This window comes from Microbacterium sp. HJ5 (assembly GCF_054824025.1).
Genome location: NZ_JSYE01000012.1, coordinates 17,618 through 35,641, shown reverse-complemented (window position 1 = coordinate 35,641; position 18,024 = coordinate 17,618). Strand labels below are relative to the sequence as shown.

The window sequence follows — 18,024 nt, the reverse complement described above, 5'->3', positions numbered from 1 at the left end:
CGCGGTGTTCTCCCAGGTCCGCGACGCCTCTCGCGTTGTTACGATCAACGGGTGGGCGGGCGATGTGGCCCGCGCAACACCGGCTCACCCGCCCGAACGGGCGGCCGAGGGAGGGCGCGATGACCGATACCGCGACGACCGACGCCACGGCAGCACTCAGCGCCGAGGAGTTCGCCCGCACCACCGACGCGATCCTGGCGGCAGTGGGCAGCGTCATCGACGGCAAGCCGGAGGCGGTGCGCAGCGCCCTGATGTGCCTCCTCGCCGAAGGTCACCTCCTCATCGAGGACGTGCCGGGCGTGGGCAAGACGATGCTCGCGCGTGCGCTTGCCGCCTCGGTCGACGCCACGGTGCGCCGCATCCAGTTCACGCCCGATCTGCTGCCCGGAGACGTCACCGGCGTGAGCGTCTTCAACCCGGTCGACCGCGAGTTCGAGTTCAAGCAGGGCGCGATCTTCGCGAACATCGTGATCGCCGACGAGATCAACCGCTCCTCCCCCAAGACGCAGTCCGCGCTGCTCGAGGCGATGGAGGAGCGCCAGGTGACCGTCGACGGGCACACTCATTACGTTCCGGACCCGTTCCTCGTCGTCGCGACGCAGAACCCCCTCGAGATGGAGGGCACCTACGCCCTGCCCGAGGCGCAGCGCGACCGGTTCATGATGCGCATCTCGATGGGCTATCCGGATCAGCGGTCCGAGGCGCTCATGCTGCGGCAGCGCGACGCCCTCAACCCCCTCGATCAGCTCGTCGCCGTCGTCACGGCCGATCAGGTCACGGGTCTCGTCGCGTGGGCGCGCGCGGTGCATGTGGCGCCCGCGATCGAGGACTACGCCGTCGCGCTCGCCCACGCGACCCGCACCCACTCCGACCTGCGGCTGGGCGCGAGCCCGCGGGCGACCCTCCAGCTCGTGCGCGCCGCCAAGGTGTGGGCGGCTCTCGACGGCCGGGGGTTCGTCATCCCCGACGACATCACCGCCCTCCTCGCTCCGGTCTTCGCCCACCGGCTCATCCCCACGCGCTCGGCCGGCGGAGCCCGCGCCCGCGGCGCCGCCGACGCGATCACGACCATCCTCGAGCGCATCGCCTCGAGCGTGCGCGTCCCCATCGCCCCACGACAGTGAGTCCGCGATGAGACGCCTGTGGCCGCTGACCGTGCGCGGCACGGGTGCGCTCGTTCTCGCGGTCGCGTGCTTCGTGATGGCGAACGAGTTCGGCATCACCGAGCTCATGTACTTCGGCATCCTGCTGGTCTCGGTGCTGCTCGCGAGCGTCGCCTCGCTCTACCTCACGCGTCGCTCCGATGTGGTGACCCGGTCGCTCGCGCCCGAGGTGGTCACGGTGGGCCGCGAGTCGATCGTCACCATGCGCGTCGGTGTGCGCACCGCGGTGCCCACGCCGCCGGGGACCTGGCACGACGGGCTGCCGAAGGGACTGCGCGGCAGGGCGGAGGGCGTGTTCCCCGCCCTCGGCTCGGGGCTGCGCGGCGGCGAGCGGGTGGTCGATCTGTCGTATCCCGTGACCGGCGTGCGCCGAGGCATCCATTCCCTCGGGCCGCTATCCGTGCGCTCGACCGACCCCTTCGGCCTCGCTCGGCGCCGCACCCTCTTCGGCGAGCGCACGCCGGTGACCGTCGCGCCGGCGCTCGTCGACCTGCCGCCGCTCACCGACTTCGCCGGCGAGACCGGCGGCACCCTGCACACGACGACCAACCAGCTCGGGCAGGGTGCCGACAACCTCGTCGCGCGGCCGTACGCGCCGGGCGACTCGATGCGCCGCATCCACTGGCGGGCCACCGCGCACCGCGACGAGCTGATGGTGCGCCAGGAGGAGCAGGAGTCCACGCCCGAGGCGAGCGTCGTGCTCGACCGCGGCGTGCTGCGCTGGTCGGCGGAGGCGATGCAGGCCCCCGGCTCCGACCCGGGGTTCGAGGCGGCGGTCTCGGCATGCGTGTCGGCCGTCGCCCGGCTCGTGCACGACGGGTACGCGGTCGAGGTCGTGGACACGGACGGCACGGTGCTCGCCGAGCGGATCGACGGCGGCGACATGACCGAGGTCGAGGCGCTCCTCGCGCACTTCGCGACGCTCACCGCACGGCGCGACGACAGCCTGGGCCGGGTGCGCCGCCTGTTCGCCGGCGTCGTGACGGGACCGGTCATCCTCATCGTCGGCCGGTTCGACCCCCACGACGCCGAGGCGATCGCCTCGGTCGCCCATCACAGCACCCTGCCCATGGTCTTCGCCGTGTCGCCGGTGGGCGACGCACTGGACCGCGCCGCCGACCACGGCTGGCGCGTGGGTGCGATCGACCCCGACGGCGACCTCGCCGTCGCGTGGGGCAACGCCGTCGGACGCGGGGTGAGCCATGTCGTCGCCTGACCTCGACCAGCGCACGGTGCGCCGCGGCGGCGAGCGCGTCCTGACGATCGCCCTCCTCGTGACGCTGCTCGCCGCGCTCCTCCCGGTGCTGCGGGTCGTCAAGCCGGGCGGGTGGCTGCTGGGCTCGGTCGCGATCGCGACGTTGATCCTCGCCGCGGGCTTCGTCGCCCGGCGCTACCGCCTCCCCGCCGTCGCCGTGAGCCTCATCGAGGCGGGCGTGTGGGTCGCGTTCATGACCGGGATGTTCCTGCGCGACACCGCATTCCTCTGGGTCATCCCGACACCCGAGACGTTCCGCGCAGTCCCGCTGCTCGTCGACGATGCGATGGACGCGATCGTGTTCGGTGCGGCGCCGCTCGACGACAGCGCCGCGCTCGCGTTCCTCGTCGTCGGGTCTATGGGACTGCTCGCGATCATCGTCGATCACGTCGTGCTCACGGCACGGATGCCGCTCCTGGCGTCGATCGGCATCGTCGCGGTGTCGCTGATCCCGGCGATCGCCGTGCCGCGCCAGGTCGACATCATGTCGTTCGTCTTCCTCGCGGTGGCCGTCCTGTTCCTCATCCGCGCCGAGACGCGCTCGCGCGAGCGGCCGCTCGAGCGCACCGCCGAGCGCACGGCCGGGGTTCCCGCGACGGCGCTCGGCATCGGCGCGATCGCCGTGGTCGTGGCGGTCGTCGCCACCCCCCTGCTGCCGCAGCCGGGGATGCGGCCGGGCGCCGGGCTCGGTCCGGGTCCGGGCATCGACGCCACCCTCCAGCTCGGCGACGACCTCCGGCGGCCCGAAGTGATCGAGGTGCTGCGGGTGCGCTCGGACGCCCCCATCGCCCCGTACCTGCGGGCGACCACCCTCTCGCGCTTCGAGGGCGGCGTGTGGGAGCCCGACCGCGTGCGCACGGTGCCGCTCGACAGCGACTTCGGACTCGGCCGCGTGAGCGTCGCCGACGACGTGCGGGTCGCGGAGTACACCACCAAGGTCGAGGTCGTGAACCTCGCGGCCACGTGGCTGCCGGTGGCGTACCCGGCCGTCGAGGTCACGGGTCTGGAAGGGCGCTGGGCCGCCGTGCCCTACAACCGCACGGTGGTCTCGCAGTCCGGCACGACGCAGGGCCAGACCTACGAGGTCATCTCGAACCAGCCGCGCCCGACGCTCGAGCAGATCCGCTCGTACAGCGCCGGCGGGCCGGAGTTCCGCGACGAGACCACCGAGGTGCCAGCCAACACGCCCGAGATCATCACCGAGGTCGCCGCAGAGGTGACCTCCGGCGCCACCAACGACTATGACCGGCTGATCGCGATGCAGCGCTGGTTCCGCGGAGGAGAGTTCCGCTACTCGCTCGAGGCTCCCGTCGAGGAGGGCTTCGACGGCAGCGGCGCGGACGCGGTCGCCCGCTTCCTCGAGGTGCGGCAGGGCTACTGCATCCACTTCGCGTCCGCCTTCGCCCTGATGGCGCGGACGCTGCACATGCCGTCGCGGGTCGTCGTCGGCTACCTCCCGGGCGTGGCGACGACCGATGTCGTCGAGAACGAGACGGTGTACTCGGTGTCGAGCTCGCTCCTGCACGCCTGGCCCGAGGTGTACTTCGACGACGTCGGCTGGATCCCGTTCGAGCCGACCGCCGGACTCGGCGTTCCGACCGCTTTCTTCCCCGCGGCGTCGCTGCCGGGAGAGACCGACGACCCGAACGCGGCGACCCCCGGGGCGACGCCGGCCCCCACGCCCACCTCGAGCGCCGGCCCGAACGGCGCGCGAGATCCCCGCGACGAGGCGCTTCCGGGAACCCCTCTCGGCACCGCCAACCCTCTCCCCGTGCTCGGCGTGATCATGCTGATCCTCCTCGTGCTCGCGCTGCCGTTCCTGGTGCGGGAGCTGCGGCGCCGTCAGCTCACGGCGGCCGCTCGCGGCGGCGACGCCGCCTCGGCGTGGACGATGGTGCAGGATGCCGCGATCGACGTCGGCATCGCCGTGCCCGGGAGCGAGAGCCCGCGCGCCTTCGCCCAGCGGCTCATCGATCAGCACGGCGTCTCGCCGGACGAGATGTACACCCTGGTGACGGCTATCGAGCGGGCCTCGTATGCGCCCTCGGCTGGTCGGGACTACTGGATGGGCGATGCGGCGCTGGATGCCGCGGCCTCGGTGCGCGGCCAGCTCATCGCCGCGGCACCCGCGGCACGCCGCATCCTGTCGGTCATCGCACCGCGCTCGCTGATCGTGCGGCCCGGAAGCGTGTACGCAGGAGCAGCCCCCGCGACCAGGTAGGATGACCTGTGGCCCTCCGGGGCCCTGGAGGATTCGCCTAGTGGCCTATGGCGCACGCTTGGAAAGCGTGTTGAGTGAAAGCTCTCAGGGGTTCGAATCCCCTATCCTCCGCCACGCGTGAAGGGCCGTCCCGAAGGGGCGGCCCTTCACGCATCATCGGGCAGTGCGATTCGAGGAGGAGCGCAGCGACGGAGTCCCCTATCCTCGGCCACCGTTCTGGTCCCCCGCACGTGATCGCCCCTGTTGTCAAGGGGCGGTGCCGAGCCTGGCCCGCGGCTAGCTTCGTGTCATGCCACGGCGACCACGTCTCCGGGCACGGGGAGGACGGCGATGCAGGTCTTGGAGAGCGAGCCCGCCACGGTTCTGCTGGACGGGCGATACGAGTTGCACGAGTGCGTGGGCGTGGGCGGCATGTCCCGCGTGTACCGCGCGCTGGATGTCTCGCTCGGCCGCACCGTCGCGGTGAAGCTGATGCGCGAGGACGGCGACCTCCTCGCGTCGCCGGAACGCGTCCGCACCGAGATGACCGTGCTCGCCTCGCTGAGCTTCCCCTCGCTGGTGAAGCTGCTCGACGGGCAGGTCGAATCCGGCCGGCCCCGCTATCTCGTGATGGAGTTCGTCGACGGAGAGACGCTCGCGGACCGTCTGCAGCGCGGCGTGCTGTCATCCGCCGAGGCCGCACATCTCGCGGGCGAGCTTGCGTCCGCGCTTCACGTGGTGCACGGGGCGGGTGTCGTCCACCGCGACGTCAAGCCGGCCAACATCCTCCTCGCGACGCCCCTGACACCGGGTGGACACCCTCAAGTGAAGCTCACCGACTTCGGCGTCGCCCACATCGTCGACGGGACCGGAGTGACCGCCGACGGCACGGTCATCGGCACGGGCGCGTACCTGGCACCGGAGCAGGTGCGCGGCGAACCGGCAGGACCCCCCGCAGACGTGTACGCCCTGGGACTCGTCCTCCTCGAGGCGCTCACCGGCGTGCGCGCGTACGGCCACCTCTCCGGCATCGGCGCCGTGATGGCGCGGCTGATCGATGCGCCGATCGTTCCGGGGAGCGTCGGGACCATGTGGGCCGGACTTCTGACCCGGATGCTCGCGACCGATCCCGCCCAGCGCCCCGCGGCGCTCGACGTCGCTCAGGCGGCGCTCGCACTGAACGGGCAGACTGCGCCCCCAACGACGGCACCGGCGTCCGTCGCACCGGTGCCGGTGACGTCCGGTATCGACCTCGCCCCGACGCAGGCGACGCCGGCACCGCCGATCCCCGTCGTGCCGGCGACTCCCCCGCCGCCGGTGACCCGCGTGCTGCCGCTCGACTCCCGAGCGGCCAGGCGCCGGTCGGTCTCGGCGGCTCGTCGTCCGCGTCGACCCCGACGCGCCGTCGTCGCCGCGGTGAGCGGTGCCGCCGCAGCCGTGGTCGCCGTCGGTCTCGGACTGGGCTTCGGCGCCGAAGCCGCCCCTCCTTCCCACGATCCGCTCAGCGGGCTGACCGTCGTCGTTCCCGAGGTCTCGCAGGAGACGGCGGACTCCACCGTCCCGGCGCCCGCCCCCGTGACCGTCACCGATACCTCGAGCAGCGTGAAGCCGGCGGTCGCCGGCGACGCCAAGGAGACGGCCGAGGCGGACCGCGCAGAGGCGAAAGCCCAGCGCGAAGCCGACCGCGCAGAGGCGAAGGCCGAGCGCGAAGCGGACCGTGAGCAGCGCAAGGAGCAGCAGAACGCCGCCAAGGAGAACCGCAAGAACGGCTGAACCGGTCGCGGGCGTTGGCGGGGATACCGCGGGGCGCTATGGTTCAACCAATCATTCAGACGGGCGTGGGACGGGGCGACCGATGGAGCAGCTCTCAGCGGACGCCCTGCCCGTCGGCGTCGTGCGTGTGAACGCCGACGGCGCGATCACCGAGGCGAACGACTGGTTCGCATGCTGGGCCGGCGCCCCAGCCGACGAGCTCCGGGGCAGACCTTTCAGCGACGTCGTCATCCCCGCCGACAAGGACATCCTCAGGCCGGGCGTCGGCGTCGGACCGTGGGTCATGGTGCACTCGGCCGACCCCGGCAAGGCCGTCATGGTCACCCGTCACCACTCCGACGGGGAGGACGTCCTCGTGCTGGCGGAGGCATCCGACCGATTCCGCGCGGTCATGGACCTGCGGCGGCGCTACGCGCTGGCCGACCGCACCCGCACGCGGCTCGAACTGGTGATGGACTCCTCGGTGGCGTTCTCGACGGCGGCCACCGAGGAGCGCCTCGCCCGGGTGCTCGCCGACACGGCCGCCCGCGCCTACCGTGCGGAGGAGTCGTCGGTCCACCTCCGCGCGACGGACGGCGACGGGACCGTTCTCGCCGCCGGCGTCGACGGTCTCCGGGGGGCAGTCGACCCGCATGCGCTCGTCGAGCTCGTGCACCATCCGCGGCGTGTTGTCCGCGTGGCGAGTGAGGCCGAGGGCGAAGCGCTGCTGCCGGGCCTCGGCGCCGCGATGGGCGGCGCGGGGGTGCGGGCCTTCCTCGCGGCGCCGCTGCACCACGAGGACGCCGAGTTCGGCGTGTTCGCCGCGTGGTTCCGTCACGAGCGCGCATTCGACGACGAAGCCGCCCCGCTCGCCGTCGCCCTCGCCGGCCAGGCGGCGCAGGCGCTCGCCACCCTCCGGCTGCAGGCGCGGCTCGCTCATGCGGCGACGCACGACGAGGTCACCGACCTGCCGAACCGGCGCCTGCTCGAGGCCCAGATGGACCGATTCGTCGGCTCGACTCGATGCGCCGTGCTGTTCATCGACCTCGACGACTTCAAGCGCGTCAACGACCGGCTGGGTCATCAGGCAGGCGATCGGATGCTGCGGGAGGTGGCGTCACGGCTGCAGCTGGGCGTCCGCGAGCAGGACCTCGTCGCGCGGTACGGCGGGGACGAGTTCGTGGTCGTCTGCGAGCTCTCCGAGGCGGCCGACGGCGTCGACATCGCCGAGCGGATCCTGGACCTGCTGCGCGGCGATGCACTGCACGCGGCGACCCGCCAGGCGCTCCGTGCGAGCATCGGGATGACCGTCGCCGAAGCGGGTACGGAGCTCACCGCGGAGCAGCTCATCCGTCGCGCCGATCTCGCGATGTACCGCGCGAAGACGGCGGGGGGCGACCGGATCGCGCTCGCGCGGGACTGACGCCGCGGCTTCGCTCCCATCTCTCTAGCCCGCGCTCGGCGTTGACGCAACCCCCGCGCGGTGCCGACCACGGCGGACGTACCGTGGGGCCGAGGCCCGCCGTCCGGCGCACCGAAGCCTCCCCTCACGACAGTCCGGGGCATTCGTGATCCATCACGTGCTGACGATCAACAGCCAGACCTTCGTGCTGCTCGACGAGGAGCACGTGGCGCGGATGAAAGCCGCGATCCTCGAGGCCGTCCGGGGCGGCGGCGGGTTCGTGGAGTGCCCGACAGGAGTGCGAAGCACCGTCGAGGCGCTCGTGACCCCCGCGAGCATCGTCACGGTGGAGCACATCGAGGCCGACGGAGACCTGCCCGAGCTGCCCGCCACAGCGCAGGACGGATGGCTGCCCGACACCGGCGGCATCGACTTCATCTAGACCCCATCAGCTCCTTGAGCGTGCGAGCGTTGCGGACGGCGTGGCCATGCCCGTCGTTGTTGAAGTACGCGTACACGGTGTGGCCGGCCGCCTCCCACTCGCGGATCCGATCGGCCCACCAGCGCAGATCGTCGTCCGAGTAGGACCCGCCGTAGAGGTGATCCGGGTCGGGCCCGTGCAGGCGCACGTACACGATGGGCGCGGTCGCCCGCAGGATGCACGGCAGTCCGGCGCCGCTCATCACGCAGTACGACGCACCGTGCTTCTCGAGCAGGCCGAAGACCGCGGCATCCGTCCACGAATCATGGCGGAACTCGATCACCGGACGGGTCCACGACGGCAGGGCGCCGAGGAACCAGTCGAGGCGCGCGTCGTCGCGCTCGAAGGCGGGATGCAGCTGCACCAGAAGGGGCCCACGGCGGCCGTCGAGCTCGTGCAGGCCCGCGACGATCCTCTCGATCCACGGCTCGGGGTGCAGGAGCCGACGGGCATGGGTGAGGCCGCGGGGCGCTTTGACCGTCAGTTCGAAGCCGGCGGGAAGGCGGTCACGCCACGAGGCGAACCGCGCCGCGGGCGGCCAGCGGTAGAAGCTCGCGTTGAGCTCGACCGTGTCGAACTCCTCGCGGTAGCGGTCCAGCCGCGCGGCAGCCGCAAGTCGCGGCGGGTACAGCACGTCCTGCCAGTGGTCGTAGCTCCAGCCGGAGGTGCCGATGCGGGTCATGCGCGTCCCACCGCTGCGCCGGGCCGACCTCAGCCGGCAGCCGCCGCCCATCGGCGGAACGCGTCGAGCGCGGCATCCGGCGAGATGAAATGGGCGGGCAGACCCGTCGCTGGCGTCCAGACGACGTCGACGCGGTCGGAGCCCGCCTCCGAGACGGACGCGACGATGTGACGCGGGTCGTCGGTGGGGACGCTGCGGTCGCACACGACCCACGCGTCGGGGCCCGCTTCGCGGAGCGTGAACCGGGTCGCACCGGTCGACTCGAGCATCACCACTCCTCGATCACCCCGGCGCGCACGAGCTCGGCCCGCAGGTCGTCCTCGAAGTCGTCCGCCTCATCACGCAGCGGATCGCGATCGCGGACCGAGCGGGGACCGGACACGGGCTGTCGGCTGTTCATGAGCGCTCCTGGCGTGATGTGAGGATTCGATCATGGATGCCGGAACCCCGGCGACCTCGGGGCTTGACAGGCGACCCGGGGTCGGCAAGGGCTCTCCGGGCCGCGGTGATGCTACGCGCCCCCACGCCCGGTGTCCACCACCTGGTCGCATTCTGCGAGCGGACGCGAGGTTGGACGCCCAACCCCCGAGGAGGACCGCATGTTTTTCCACGTACAACGGCTCATCAACGAGATCGAGCAGGATGAGCCGGATCCCGCCGCCGCCAACGCGCTGCAGGAAGGACTCGGCGGTCAGTTCGGCGAGATGCGCACGATGATGCAGTACCTCTTCCAGGCCATCAACTTCCGGGGTCCGGCCGCGAAGCCGTACCGCGATCTCATCCAGGGCATCGGGACCGAGGAGATCAGCCACGTCGAGCTGATCGGCACGACGATCTCGCGCCTGCTCGATGGCTCCCCCGCCTATCGGGGCAAGCCGGCGGACCCGCTCGACAAGCCCGGCTCCGGTGGTGCGACCCCGCTGGACATCGCCCTGGACCACGGCAACATCCACCACTACCTCGTGGGTGCGCAGGGCGCTCTTCCGGTCGACGCGGTCGGGAACCCGTGGAGCGGCAGCTACGTCTACAACTCCGGCAACCTGGTGCTCGACCTGCTGTACAACCTGATGCTCGAGTCGACGGGCCGGCTGCAGAAGTGCCGCCTGTACGAGATGACGTCGAACAAGACGGCGCGCTCCACGATCGCCTATCTCATCGTCCGCGACCAGGCGCACGAGAACGCCTACGCGCAGGCGCTCGAGACGCTGGGCGTCAACTGGAACAAGACGCTCCCGATTCCGAAGACGAACGCGGAGAGCTTCCCCGAGGTGAAGCGCCTCCTCGAACTGGGGCTGCACAGCAAGCAGTACTCGTTCGACCTGGACGCCCAGTCCGAGGCGGGGAAGATCTTCCAGGGCATGTCGCCGTCCAACGACGGCACGACCCTCGATGCGAGCGAGCAGGCGCCGGAGGGCGTGCCCTCGGTGATCTCGCCCGAGCGCTTCGAGGAGTTCTCTCCGGGCGCCGACAAAGAGCTCATGGCGCTGATCGAAGCCACGGCGGCCATGGAGATGGCCGACATCGATGCGACCTTCGGACGGCTCTGAGTCGGCCTGCGGGGCGCGCCGCGATGTCAGCCGCGGGGTGCGGCACCGTCGCTTGTCAAGCGGTGCCGCACCGGCGCGTCCCCTCGTAGCCTGGGGCCATGGCTCTCGGTGAACTCTGGCTGGTGCGGCACGGCGAGAGCGTCGGCAACGTCGCGGCCACTCAGGCCCAGCGGGACGGCCTCGACGTGATCCCGCTGGACATCCGCGATGCCGACGTCCCGCTGTCGCCGACCGGCGAGGAGCAGGCCACCGCCCTCGGCGGCTGGCTCGAGCGCCATCGGGACGGCATCGACGTCTCATGGACGTCGCCGTACCTGCGGGCGCGCCAGACCCTCGACCTCGCGCGCGCCCAGAGCGGCGATGCACCCGCGTTCATCGACGAGCGGCTGCGCGACCGTGAGCTGGGCGTCCTCGATCTGCTCACCCGCCACGGGGTGACGCGCCTGCACCCGGAGGAATCGGCTCGTCGCCTGCACCTCGGCAAGTTCTACCACCGGCCCCCGGGCGGAGAGTCCTGGGCCGATGTGGCGCTGCGGCTGCGATCGTTCCTGCGCGACGCGCTGGAGGCCCCCGGCGACGGTGCCCTCATCGTCGCCCATGACGCCGTCGTGATGCTCTTCCTCTACGTGCTCCTCCCCCTGCGGGAGGACGAGCTGCTCGACTTCGCCGTCGAGCACACCGTGCTCAACGCCTCGGTGACCCATCTGGTGCGGGACGGCTCCGGCTGGCGACTCGAGGCCTTCGCCGACGTGGCGCACCTCACGCGCGAGGGCGCGGAGGTCACCGCCCACCCGGGAGACGGCAATGTCCAGCCCCGGTGAAACGGTCACCGCGGCGCTGCTGCGATCGTGGGGACTCCCCGACCCCGGCGACTCGAAGAAGGACCGCGGCCGCGTCATGGTCGTCGGCGGATCGCGCAGCGCGCCGGGCGCGGCGATCCTCGCCGGCGAGGGGGCGCTGCGCGTCGGCGCGGGCCGCGTCGGACTCGTCGTTCCCGCCTCGATCGACGCGCAGGTCGGCATCGCCCTGCCGGAGGCCGGCATCTACGCGCTGCCGGATGGGGCGTCCGACCCGCTGGAGGGACGCCTGCGGTCGCAGCTCGAGGCGGCCGACGCGGTGCTCGTCGGGCCGGGCTTCGACGACCCGGACGAGACCCGCGCGACACTCGTCGCCGTCGCCGACACCGCGCCGGCGCGGTTGGTGCTCGACGCCTTCGCGCTCGGCGTGCTGCCCGACATCGATCGCGCGACACTGCCCGACGAGCTCATCCTGACCCCGAACAAGGAAGAGGCGGCCCTGCTCCTCGGGCGAGCGGCCCGAGGCGACCCCGAGGACGTGCGGGAGATCGCCGAGCGGTACTCGGCCGTCGTGAGCTGCTACGGCCTCGTGGCGGCGCCCGGCGGAGCGCTGTGGCGTCTGGAAGCAGGAGGGCCGGAGCTCGGCACGTCCGGGAGCGGCGACGTGCTCGCCGGCGCGGTCGCGGGTTTCGCCGCACGGGGCACGGCGCCCGAACGGGCGGCCGTATGGGGCGCCTGGACGCACGCCCTGGCGGGCCGGCGTCTCGCCGAGCGGATGGGGCTGGGGTTCCTCGCGCGCGAGCTCGCTGCCGAACTCACTCCTGCGATGCGCGTGACGCTGACGGATGCCGGCGCGCGCGATGGGTCAGGCGACCGCGAGAACGCGTGAGCGCTCGGAGTCGGCATCCGGCACGGCGACGGCACCGCGGGCGCGCTGCGTATCGGCCATCTCCTCGGCCGTGAGGGCGAGGCCGGTGTTCGAGTTCGCCGATTCGGCGAGACGAGCCAGCAGGGCGCGGTCGATCTCGGCGGACTCGCTGCTGCTGAAGACGAAGCGCATCGGGATCGAGGGCTGCAGCCAGATGGAGGTGCGGCCGCTGCCGTCGGGGTGCGGCCACGACATCAGGAAGCTCTCGTTGCGCCGGAGCTTGGTCGCGATCACGATCTTGACGTGCGCGAGGAGGTGATCAGGGATCTCGATCGGCGTGCTCCCGGCGCCGTAGAACAGGTTCGCCATGATTCTGCCGTCCATTCAGTTTGGGGGTCCTTCCAGTTTACTTCGATACCGAACATTTCGATAGTGAGAGTCCTTTCATTGAATTATTCGGTCTCGTAGGGCATACTCGATCCCCGGGAGTACGACATCACGGAGGCTCACGATGACACAGAGCGCGCTGCTGACGGCGGACCCGGGCGAGGACGTGCCCGACGTCGCCGAGATCCTCGAGCAACTGCGCCTCGCGGAGGCGCGGCTCGCACGCGCCCGGCAGCAGAATTCAGGGCTGACCGAGACAGACCGCGCGGCCATGCGCTACCTGTTGGAGCGGGTCGACGCGCTGGAGGTGACGCCGACCATGATCGCCAAGGCGCTCCACCTCTCTCCGGCGGCAGGCACGGCCCTCATCGACCGCCTCGTCGACCGCGGACTGATCTTCGTCGAACCGCACCCGCGCGACCGCCGCAAGAAACTCGTGCAACCGTTCGACCGCAACATCGATCCCGACCACGTCGACCCGCTGACCTCGCACCTGCGATCACTCGCAGCCCAGCTGCCCCCGGCCGAGGCCCGCACCGTGGCGTCCTTCCTCAAGAAGGTTCTCGGCGCCGTCAGCGGGACGACTGCCGCGACGCAGCGGAAGAAGCGGGCCGAAGCCGCGCGCTGACGGCCAGCGCTCCGGCCGCCAGCGTTACGCCCCACAGCGTCACGCGGGCGACGGGCGGGCGCCAGCCTCCCGTCGTGGGCGCGGCATGCGCCGGCGGATCGAACACCGTGCCGTCGGTCAGCTCGACGTCGCTGCCTCGGAGCTCGAGCCTCCGCTTGGAGAAGCGGGTGAGGGTGTCGTATCCGGCAGGCCACAGGCGATGCAGGGGCACCACGGCGCGCTGCGAGAGGCCGACGGGCGATGCGAAGCGTCGACGTCGGGGCGCACGGACGATCGCGCGGGCCACCCGGCGAGGCGATGCGGCAGGCGCCAGCGGGTGCACCGCCCGGCCGGTGACGTTGGCGGCGTGCTGGTAGATGGGGGTGTCGACCGTCGAGGGCAGGACGACGCGGACACGGATGCCGGTCCCCCGAAGCTCGGCTCGCAGCACTTCAGCGAACCCGAGCAGGCCCCATTTGCTCGTGATGTACGGGGCGATCTGGGGCGAGCTCACGCGCGAGTAGAGCGAGCCGACGAGGACGAGCGTGCCGGCTCCCTGTCGGCGGAAGTACGGCAGCACTGCCCGCGCGCCGTGGACCTGGCCCATGAGATTGGTCTCGATGACCTGGCGGAAGACGCGGGCGGGCGTCTGCTCGAAGGTGCCGTAGCTGAACACGCCCGCATTGCCGACCCACACGTCGACGCGCCCGAACTCTGCGACGGCACCGGCGGCGAGCGCCCGCACCTCCCCCTCGGCCGAGACATCGGTCGGCATCGTCCGGACCGCCGCGCCGAGCGCGCGGCACTCGTCGGCGACCGTCTCGAGCGCGGCGGCACCGCGGGCGGCGAGCACGAGCCGGGCGCCGCGGCGGGCGTACGCCCGCGCGGTCTCGCGCCCGATCCCGCTCGACGCGCCGGTGATCACGACCACCGGCCCGGGTGCATCGATCATGTCTGCTCCTCATCGGTCGGGCGGCCGTCGCCGCCGGGCGACAGGTCGGGCAGCGCGCGCGTGCCGAACTCGTGGCAGAGGGCACTGAGTGCGGCGAACCAGCCCGCGAGCCCGTGCACCCCCGGGCCCGGGGCGACGGAGGCTCCGGCGAGATAGACGCCGGCGACCGGCGTGCGCCACGGATCAGCACTCAGCACGGGCCGGCGCACGATCTGGCGCAGGGTCGGTGCGCCCGCGGCGATGTCGCCGCCGGGGTAGTTCGGGTTGTGCCGCTCGACGTCGATCGCGGTGCGCGAGCTCACCGCGAGGATCGTGTCGCGGAAGCCCGGCGCGAAGCGCTCGAGCTGTGCGATGACGGCCTCGCGTCGGTCGGCCGCGCTGCCGGCGGGCACGTGCGTGTAGGTCCACAGGGTCTGGCGGCCGGCGGGAGCCCTCGTCGGATCGAAGACCGAGGGCTGCGAGACCAGCACGTAGGGACGGTCCGGCAGGCGGCCGGCGTTGACGTCGTTCTCGGCATCCGCCACCTCCTGCCGCGTGCCGCCGACGTGGACCGTGCCGGCGCGCGCCACCTGGGCGTTGGTCCACGGCACCGGCTCCGACAGTGCGAAGTCGACCTTCGCCACGCCGCCGCCGTAGCGGAAGCCCTCGAGCGCGCGGCGGTAGCGCCGAGGCACGATCTCGCCCGCGAGACGCAGGAAGGCGTGCGGTGTCACATCGAGCATCGTCGCCCGGGCGTGCGGCAGCTCGGCGAGCGACGTCACCTCGTGCCCGAGGACGAGCTCGCCCCCGTGCGCGCGCAGGTCGTCGACCATGGCGTCGACGATCGCCTGACTGCCACCGACCGGGATGGGCCATCCGCGGGCGTGCCCGTAGGCCGCGAGGGCGAGCCCCCCGCCCGCGGCCGCGACGCTCGGCTGACGCAGGATGGTGTGGGCGGCGACTCCGGTCAGCAGGGCCGGCGCGGCGTCCTCGCGGAACCGAGCCGCCCACGCGGGCGATCCCTGCTCGAGCGACCGCAGGCCGAAGCGCACGGCGGTCACGGGGTCCGGAGGGAGGCGCAGGAGGGTCGACCCGGTGAACTCGGCGACGGCGGTCGATTGTTCGACGAGCGGTCGCAGCAGCCCCTCGTAGGCGGACCCGTCGCGTCCCAGCTCGTCGCGGGTGCGCGCCAGGTCCCGGTGGGCGACGCCGGCACGGCCGCCGTCCAGCGGGTGGGCGAACGAGACCTCCGGCGTGACGAACGGCACGCGCGCACGCAGCCCGAACTCACGGAAGAAGCGCGACTCGAAGGCCATCGGGTGCACCGCCGAGCACACATCGTGGTGGAAGCCGGGCAGCGTCAGCTCGCGGGTGGCGGCACCTCCCCCGGCCTGGTCGGCGGCCTCGTACACCCGCACCGTCAGGCCGGCGCGCGCGAGCGTCACCGCGGCGGCGAGGCCGTTCGGTCCGGCGCCGACGACGACGGCGTCGACCTCGGCGCTGCGCCTGCCGGTCGCGGCGATCACGTCGCGGGCGCCTGCGCCTCGTCGGCGCCCGCGAGCTCCTGCTCCGCGCTCGTCGGACCGACCGGGCGCTGCGCGCGCCCCTCGGCGAGGTAGGCCAGTCGGTGGAGCGTCTCGTCGTTGCGCCAGTGCAGCATCGGGTCCATCACGAAGTCGGGCACGAAGCGCCCCGGCCCGGCGACCGCCTCCTCCTGGATGCGCACGACGCAGGCGTCGCCGCGCGGCTTCACGTCGATGGTGACGCGCGCCTCGCCGATCGGCCAGCCTCGCGCACGCACGACCATGCGCCGCGGCGGGTCGCACTCCTCGACCACCGTCTTGTCGTCGATGAGCACGGGCCACGTGCCGAAGGAATGGTGCAACTCGGATCCCGTGGCCGGCCAGCGCTCATCGACGTCGCGCATACGGGACGCGCCGACCACCCACGACGGGTAGAGCCACCCGTCGCTCAGCACCTCGAAGACGTCCTCCGGCGTGCACCGGAGCACCCTCACATTGCGGGACATCGGTCTTTCCTGTCGTCCGGACGGCGAGCGCGGAGTCGGGCGGGGCGGGCGTCTCGCGCCGCGCCCCGCCCGATCCGGTTCACGCGTTGCTGACGTTCTCGCGCGCGTCCTGCGCGCGGTCCTTCACGTCCGTCGCAGCCGTCGTCGCCTCGTCCTTGACATTGGCGAACGCGTGCTGCGCGCTGTCCTTCACCGCGGTCGCGGCGTCGCGCGCGGGCTCCTTGAGGTCGCCCGCCACCTCCTTGGCCACGGAGCTGACCTCGCTCACGAGCGGCTCGGCCTTCTGCTTGACCGTCTCGGCGAGCTCCTTCTCCTTGGCGGATGCCGGGATGAGAGATGCCGCCACGAGGCCGACGCCGAACGCGATCAGGCCCACCGCCAGCGGGTTGCCCTGGGCCTTGACCTTGACGTCGTGCGCGGCATCCGCCGCACCGTGCGCCAGTCCGGCCGCGGACGATCCCGCGTCGTCCGCGACGCCCATGACGCGGTCGCGGAGGGATCCGAGGGCACCGCGGACCTTGTCGGTCTGCCGGTGGACGATCTTCGAGGGCGTCACCTTGTCGGCGAGCGCGTCGACGTCGGCGCCCAGCTCTTCTCGCGTCCGCTCGATGTCGGCGCGGATCGCATCGGGTGAATCGGTCATCGGTTCTCCTCATTTCTCTTCAACGTGGACGGAATCTCTCCCAGCGTCTCCACCGTCTGCGGGACGCCCTTGACCTTCTTCATCTGGGACTTGCCGACCGAATACAGCACGGCGGCGATGATGGCCCAGAGCACGGCGACGATCACGCCCGCCCAGCCGCCCCCGACGAGGTAGGACAGCCCGGCCCAGAGCGCGATCGACAGGAACAGCACGGTCATGGATGCCGCGTACCCCGCGCCGCCGAGCAGGCCTGCGCCCTTGGCGGTCTCGGTCGCCGATTCCTTGAGCTCGGCCTTGGCCAGGGCGAACTCCTGGCGCATCAGCGTCGACAGGTCACGCGTGACCTCGCCGAACAGCTCGCCGAAGGACGCTGTCGCCGCGCGCTGTTCAGAGGGAGTCTGATCGCTCATCTGTCATCTCCATTCCGCCGCCGTCGAGTCGCGCGGCCGACTGGGAGTAGATCGGCGACTCGGCCTCGGTGACCGGTTCGGTCGTCACCACCGGCGGGGGCACCACGGTGCCGCCGCTGTAGCCCGTCGGCAGTGCGGGCGTCGTCGCGTCGTTCGCCTGAGAGGCGTCGCTCGCGTTCGCAGCGAGTGCACGGGTCAGGCGCCCCACGACGACGCCGGCGACCACGCCGGCGGCGATGAACACGCCAGGACGACGACGGGCGAACGCCTTGACTTCGCTGAAGACGGTCGCAGGATCCCGATCGGCGAACCACGTTCCCGCGGCTTCGACGCGATCCGACGCGCGCTGCACCAGATCGCCGGCGATTCCCGAGCCGTTGGAGTTCGCCGCCATCGAGCGGAGGTCGCCGCCGACGGAGGTCAGTCCGGTCGCAAGGCGCTGCTGCTGCTTCGAGGCCTGGTCGCGCAGCTCCTGCTTGCCCTGGTCGTAGAGCTCGCGCACCTGGAACTTCGTCTCTCTCGCGACTCCGGCGGCCTCGCTCTTCGCCGTCGACGCGACATCCTTGGCCGCACCGGCAGCGGCATCCTTCACTTCGCCGGCCTCGTGCTTCGCGGTTTCCGCCATGTTCGACTTCTCGCCGGACGTGTCGACGTAGGGGTCGACGCCTCCGGCTCCGTAACCCTGTGACATGGGTTCTCCTTCCTCGGTCCCACCGCGTGGCCGGTGGGGCTTACCTTTCTAGGCGCGCAATCGGATGGCGGCATGGGGGTTGTGCCGGACCCGCGACATGTGCTTCAGCGCGGCGCGCCGCCGGCGCCGGAAGTCGCGTAGAGGGTGAGGCGCCGATAGTCAACCCCTTCGGTGGTCGC

The 18,024-nt window shown here is 71.9% G+C and carries 20 protein-coding genes and 1 tRNA gene; 11 read left to right on the top strand and 10 right to left on the bottom strand.

The window, feature by feature from the left end; genetic code table 11:
- Window positions 1–119 precede the first annotated feature (119 nt).
- The 7 genes from OB08_RS05695 to OB08_RS05665 all read left to right on the top strand — a co-directional run bounded on the left by OB08_RS05695 (window position 120) and on the right by OB08_RS05665 (window position 8,214).
- On the top strand, window positions 120–1,124 hold the full coding sequence (locus OB08_RS05695) for an AAA family ATPase (RefSeq protein ID WP_461473022.1): 1,005 nt from the start codon (window positions 120–122) through the stop codon (window positions 1,122–1,124).
- A gap of 7 nt (window positions 1,125–1,131) precedes the next feature.
- Complete coding sequence (locus tag OB08_RS05690) at window positions 1,132–2,379, top strand: DUF58 domain-containing protein (RefSeq protein ID WP_461473020.1); 1,248 nt, start codon at window positions 1,132–1,134, stop codon at window positions 2,377–2,379.
- Window positions 2,366–4,639, top strand: a complete 2,274-nt coding sequence (locus OB08_RS05685; RefSeq protein WP_461473018.1) for a transglutaminase family protein — start codon at window positions 2,366–2,368, stop codon at window positions 4,637–4,639. The genes OB08_RS05690 and OB08_RS05685 overlap by 14 nt, the downstream gene beginning before the upstream one ends.
- A gap of 26 nt (window positions 4,640–4,665) precedes the next feature.
- Window positions 4,666–4,753: transfer RNA gene (locus OB08_RS05680), tRNA-Ser, on the top strand.
- A gap of 216 nt (window positions 4,754–4,969) precedes the next feature.
- Window positions 4,970–6,391: a serine/threonine-protein kinase gene (locus OB08_RS05675; protein ID WP_461473016.1), complete on the top strand. Its 1,422-nt coding sequence runs from the start codon at window positions 4,970–4,972 to the stop codon at window positions 6,389–6,391.
- An 82-nt stretch (window positions 6,392–6,473) separates the two neighbouring features.
- Complete coding sequence (locus OB08_RS05670) at window positions 6,474–7,793, top strand: diguanylate cyclase (protein WP_461473014.1); 1,320 nt, start codon at window positions 6,474–6,476, stop codon at window positions 7,791–7,793.
- A 145-nt stretch (window positions 7,794–7,938) separates the two neighbouring features.
- Window positions 7,939–8,214 (top strand): hypothetical protein, encoded by a 276-nt coding sequence (locus OB08_RS05665; RefSeq protein WP_461473012.1) that lies wholly within the window; start codon window positions 7,939–7,941, stop codon window positions 8,212–8,214.
- Here OB08_RS05665 and OB08_RS05660 read toward each other — a convergent pair.
- From OB08_RS05660 to OB08_RS05650, 3 genes are read right to left on the bottom strand one after another with little or no spacing between them, the layout of a single operon-like run.
- Entirely contained in the window at window positions 8,207–8,935 is a 729-nt protein-coding gene (locus OB08_RS05660; protein ID WP_461473010.1) for a DUF72 domain-containing protein, read from the bottom strand. The two genes, OB08_RS05665 and OB08_RS05660, sit on opposite strands and share 8 nt — an antisense overlap.
- 29 nt (window positions 8,936–8,964) lie before the next feature.
- Window positions 8,965–9,204, bottom strand: coding sequence for a hypothetical protein (locus OB08_RS05655; RefSeq protein ID WP_461473008.1), 240 nt, complete (start codon window positions 9,202–9,204; stop codon window positions 8,965–8,967).
- A complete protein-coding gene (locus OB08_RS05650) occupies window positions 9,204–9,335 on the bottom strand; it encodes a hypothetical protein (protein WP_461473006.1) in 132 nt (43 codons plus the stop codon). The genes OB08_RS05655 and OB08_RS05650 overlap by 1 nt, the downstream gene beginning before the upstream one ends.
- Window positions 9,336–9,534: 199 nt before the next feature.
- Here OB08_RS05650 and OB08_RS05645 point away from each other — a divergent pair, with 199 nt between their 5' ends.
- The 3 genes from OB08_RS05645 (at window position 9,535) to OB08_RS05635 (ending at window position 12,168) form a co-directional block, all read left to right on the top strand.
- Complete coding sequence (locus tag OB08_RS05645; protein ID WP_461473004.1) at window positions 9,535–10,482, top strand: manganese catalase family protein; 948 nt, start codon at window positions 9,535–9,537, stop codon at window positions 10,480–10,482.
- Between the two features lie 98 nt (window positions 10,483–10,580).
- Window positions 10,581–11,303 (top strand): histidine phosphatase family protein, encoded by a 723-nt coding sequence (locus OB08_RS05640; RefSeq protein WP_461473002.1) that lies wholly within the window; start codon window positions 10,581–10,583, stop codon window positions 11,301–11,303.
- Window positions 11,287–12,168 (top strand): NAD(P)H-hydrate dehydratase, encoded by an 882-nt coding sequence (locus tag OB08_RS05635; protein ID WP_461473000.1) that lies wholly within the window; start codon window positions 11,287–11,289, stop codon window positions 12,166–12,168. Before OB08_RS05640 ends, OB08_RS05635 begins: the two co-directional genes overlap by 17 nt.
- On the opposite strand, the gene OB08_RS05630 is transcribed toward OB08_RS05635, so the two are convergent.
- A complete protein-coding gene (locus tag OB08_RS05630; RefSeq protein WP_461472998.1) occupies window positions 12,145–12,531 on the bottom strand; it encodes a DUF7882 family protein in 387 nt (128 codons plus the stop codon). The genes OB08_RS05635 and OB08_RS05630 overlap by 24 nt on opposite strands.
- A 127-nt stretch (window positions 12,532–12,658) precedes the next feature.
- On the opposite strand from OB08_RS05630, the gene OB08_RS05625 reads away from it, so the two are divergent.
- Window positions 12,659–13,162, top strand: a complete 504-nt coding sequence (locus OB08_RS05625; RefSeq protein WP_461472996.1) for a MarR family winged helix-turn-helix transcriptional regulator — start codon at window positions 12,659–12,661, stop codon at window positions 13,160–13,162.
- Here OB08_RS05625 and OB08_RS05620 read toward each other — a convergent pair.
- The 6 genes from OB08_RS05620 to OB08_RS05595 form a co-directional block, all read right to left on the bottom strand.
- Complete coding sequence (locus OB08_RS05620) at window positions 13,107–14,093, bottom strand: SDR family NAD(P)-dependent oxidoreductase (RefSeq protein ID WP_461472994.1); 987 nt, start codon at window positions 14,091–14,093, stop codon at window positions 13,107–13,109. The two genes, OB08_RS05625 and OB08_RS05620, sit on opposite strands and share 56 nt — an antisense overlap.
- Complete coding sequence (locus OB08_RS05615; RefSeq protein ID WP_461472992.1) at window positions 14,090–15,598, bottom strand: phytoene desaturase family protein; 1,509 nt, start codon at window positions 15,596–15,598, stop codon at window positions 14,090–14,092. The genes OB08_RS05620 and OB08_RS05615 overlap by 4 nt, the downstream gene beginning before the upstream one ends.
- The gene (locus OB08_RS05610) at window positions 15,595–16,101 is read right to left on the bottom strand and encodes an SRPBCC family protein (RefSeq protein ID WP_461472990.1); all 507 of its coding nucleotides are present in this window, start codon (window positions 16,099–16,101) and stop codon (window positions 15,595–15,597) included. The genes OB08_RS05615 and OB08_RS05610 overlap by 4 nt, the downstream gene beginning before the upstream one ends.
- 79 nt (window positions 16,102–16,180) lie before the next feature.
- Window positions 16,181–16,744 carry a DUF3618 domain-containing protein gene (locus OB08_RS05605; RefSeq protein WP_461472988.1) on the bottom strand — a complete coding sequence of 188 codons (564 nt, stop codon included), beginning with the start codon at window positions 16,742–16,744 and terminating at the stop codon, window positions 16,181–16,183.
- Window positions 16,741–17,154 carry a phage holin family protein gene (locus OB08_RS05600; protein ID WP_461472986.1) on the bottom strand — a complete coding sequence of 138 codons (414 nt, stop codon included), beginning with the start codon at window positions 17,152–17,154 and terminating at the stop codon, window positions 16,741–16,743. The genes OB08_RS05605 and OB08_RS05600 overlap by 4 nt, the downstream gene beginning before the upstream one ends.
- On the bottom strand, window positions 17,132–17,845 hold the full coding sequence (locus OB08_RS05595) for a hypothetical protein (RefSeq protein ID WP_461472984.1): 714 nt from the start codon (window positions 17,843–17,845) through the stop codon (window positions 17,132–17,134). Before OB08_RS05595 ends, OB08_RS05600 begins: the two co-directional genes overlap by 23 nt.
- Between the last annotated feature and the right edge of the window lie 179 nt (window positions 17,846–18,024).

What these genes read in the sequence shown, in the direction of transcription:
- OB08_RS05695 (WP_461473022.1), top strand. Translation starts at nt 120, where the DNA reads ATGACCGATACCGCGACGACCGACGCCACGGCAGCACTCAGCGCCGAG.
- OB08_RS05625 (WP_461472996.1), top strand. Translation starts at nt 12,659, where the DNA reads ATGACACAGAGCGCGCTGCTGACGGCGGACCCGGGCGAGGACGTGCCC.
- OB08_RS05660 (WP_461473010.1), bottom strand. Translation starts at nt 8,935, where the DNA reads ATGACCCGCATCGGCACCTCCGGCTGGAGCTACGACCACTGGCAGGAC.
- OB08_RS05630 (WP_461472998.1), bottom strand. Translation starts at nt 12,531, where the DNA reads ATGGACGGCAGAATCATGGCGAACCTGTTCTACGGCGCCGGGAGCACG.
- OB08_RS05675 (WP_461473016.1), top strand. Translation starts at nt 4,970, where the DNA reads ATGCAGGTCTTGGAGAGCGAGCCCGCCACGGTTCTGCTGGACGGGCGA.
- OB08_RS05655 (WP_461473008.1), bottom strand. Translation starts at nt 9,204, where the DNA reads ATGCTCGAGTCGACCGGTGCGACCCGGTTCACGCTCCGCGAAGCGGGC.
- OB08_RS05595 (WP_461472984.1), bottom strand. Translation starts at nt 17,845, where the DNA reads ATGTCACAGGGTTACGGAGCCGGAGGCGTCGACCCCTACGTCGACACG.
- OB08_RS05645 (WP_461473004.1), top strand. Translation starts at nt 9,535, where the DNA reads ATGTTTTTCCACGTACAACGGCTCATCAACGAGATCGAGCAGGATGAG.
- OB08_RS05620 (WP_461472994.1), bottom strand. Translation starts at nt 14,093, where the DNA reads ATGATCGATGCACCCGGGCCGGTGGTCGTGATCACCGGCGCGTCGAGC.
- OB08_RS05640 (WP_461473002.1), top strand. Translation starts at nt 10,581, where the DNA reads ATGGCTCTCGGTGAACTCTGGCTGGTGCGGCACGGCGAGAGCGTCGGC.
- OB08_RS05635 (WP_461473000.1), top strand. Translation starts at nt 11,287, where the DNA reads ATGTCCAGCCCCGGTGAAACGGTCACCGCGGCGCTGCTGCGATCGTGG.
- OB08_RS05610 (WP_461472990.1), bottom strand. Translation starts at nt 16,101, where the DNA reads ATGTCCCGCAATGTGAGGGTGCTCCGGTGCACGCCGGAGGACGTCTTC.
- OB08_RS05690 (WP_461473020.1), top strand. Translation starts at nt 1,132, where the DNA reads ATGAGACGCCTGTGGCCGCTGACCGTGCGCGGCACGGGTGCGCTCGTT.
- OB08_RS05670 (WP_461473014.1), top strand. Translation starts at nt 6,474, where the DNA reads ATGGAGCAGCTCTCAGCGGACGCCCTGCCCGTCGGCGTCGTGCGTGTG.
- OB08_RS05650 (WP_461473006.1), bottom strand. Translation starts at nt 9,335, where the DNA reads ATGAACAGCCGACAGCCCGTGTCCGGTCCCCGCTCGGTCCGCGATCGC.
- OB08_RS05685 (WP_461473018.1), top strand. Translation starts at nt 2,366, where the DNA reads ATGTCGTCGCCTGACCTCGACCAGCGCACGGTGCGCCGCGGCGGCGAG.
- OB08_RS05605 (WP_461472988.1), bottom strand. Translation starts at nt 16,744, where the DNA reads ATGACCGATTCACCCGATGCGATCCGCGCCGACATCGAGCGGACGCGA.
- OB08_RS05600 (WP_461472986.1), bottom strand. Translation starts at nt 17,154, where the DNA reads ATGAGCGATCAGACTCCCTCTGAACAGCGCGCGGCGACAGCGTCCTTC.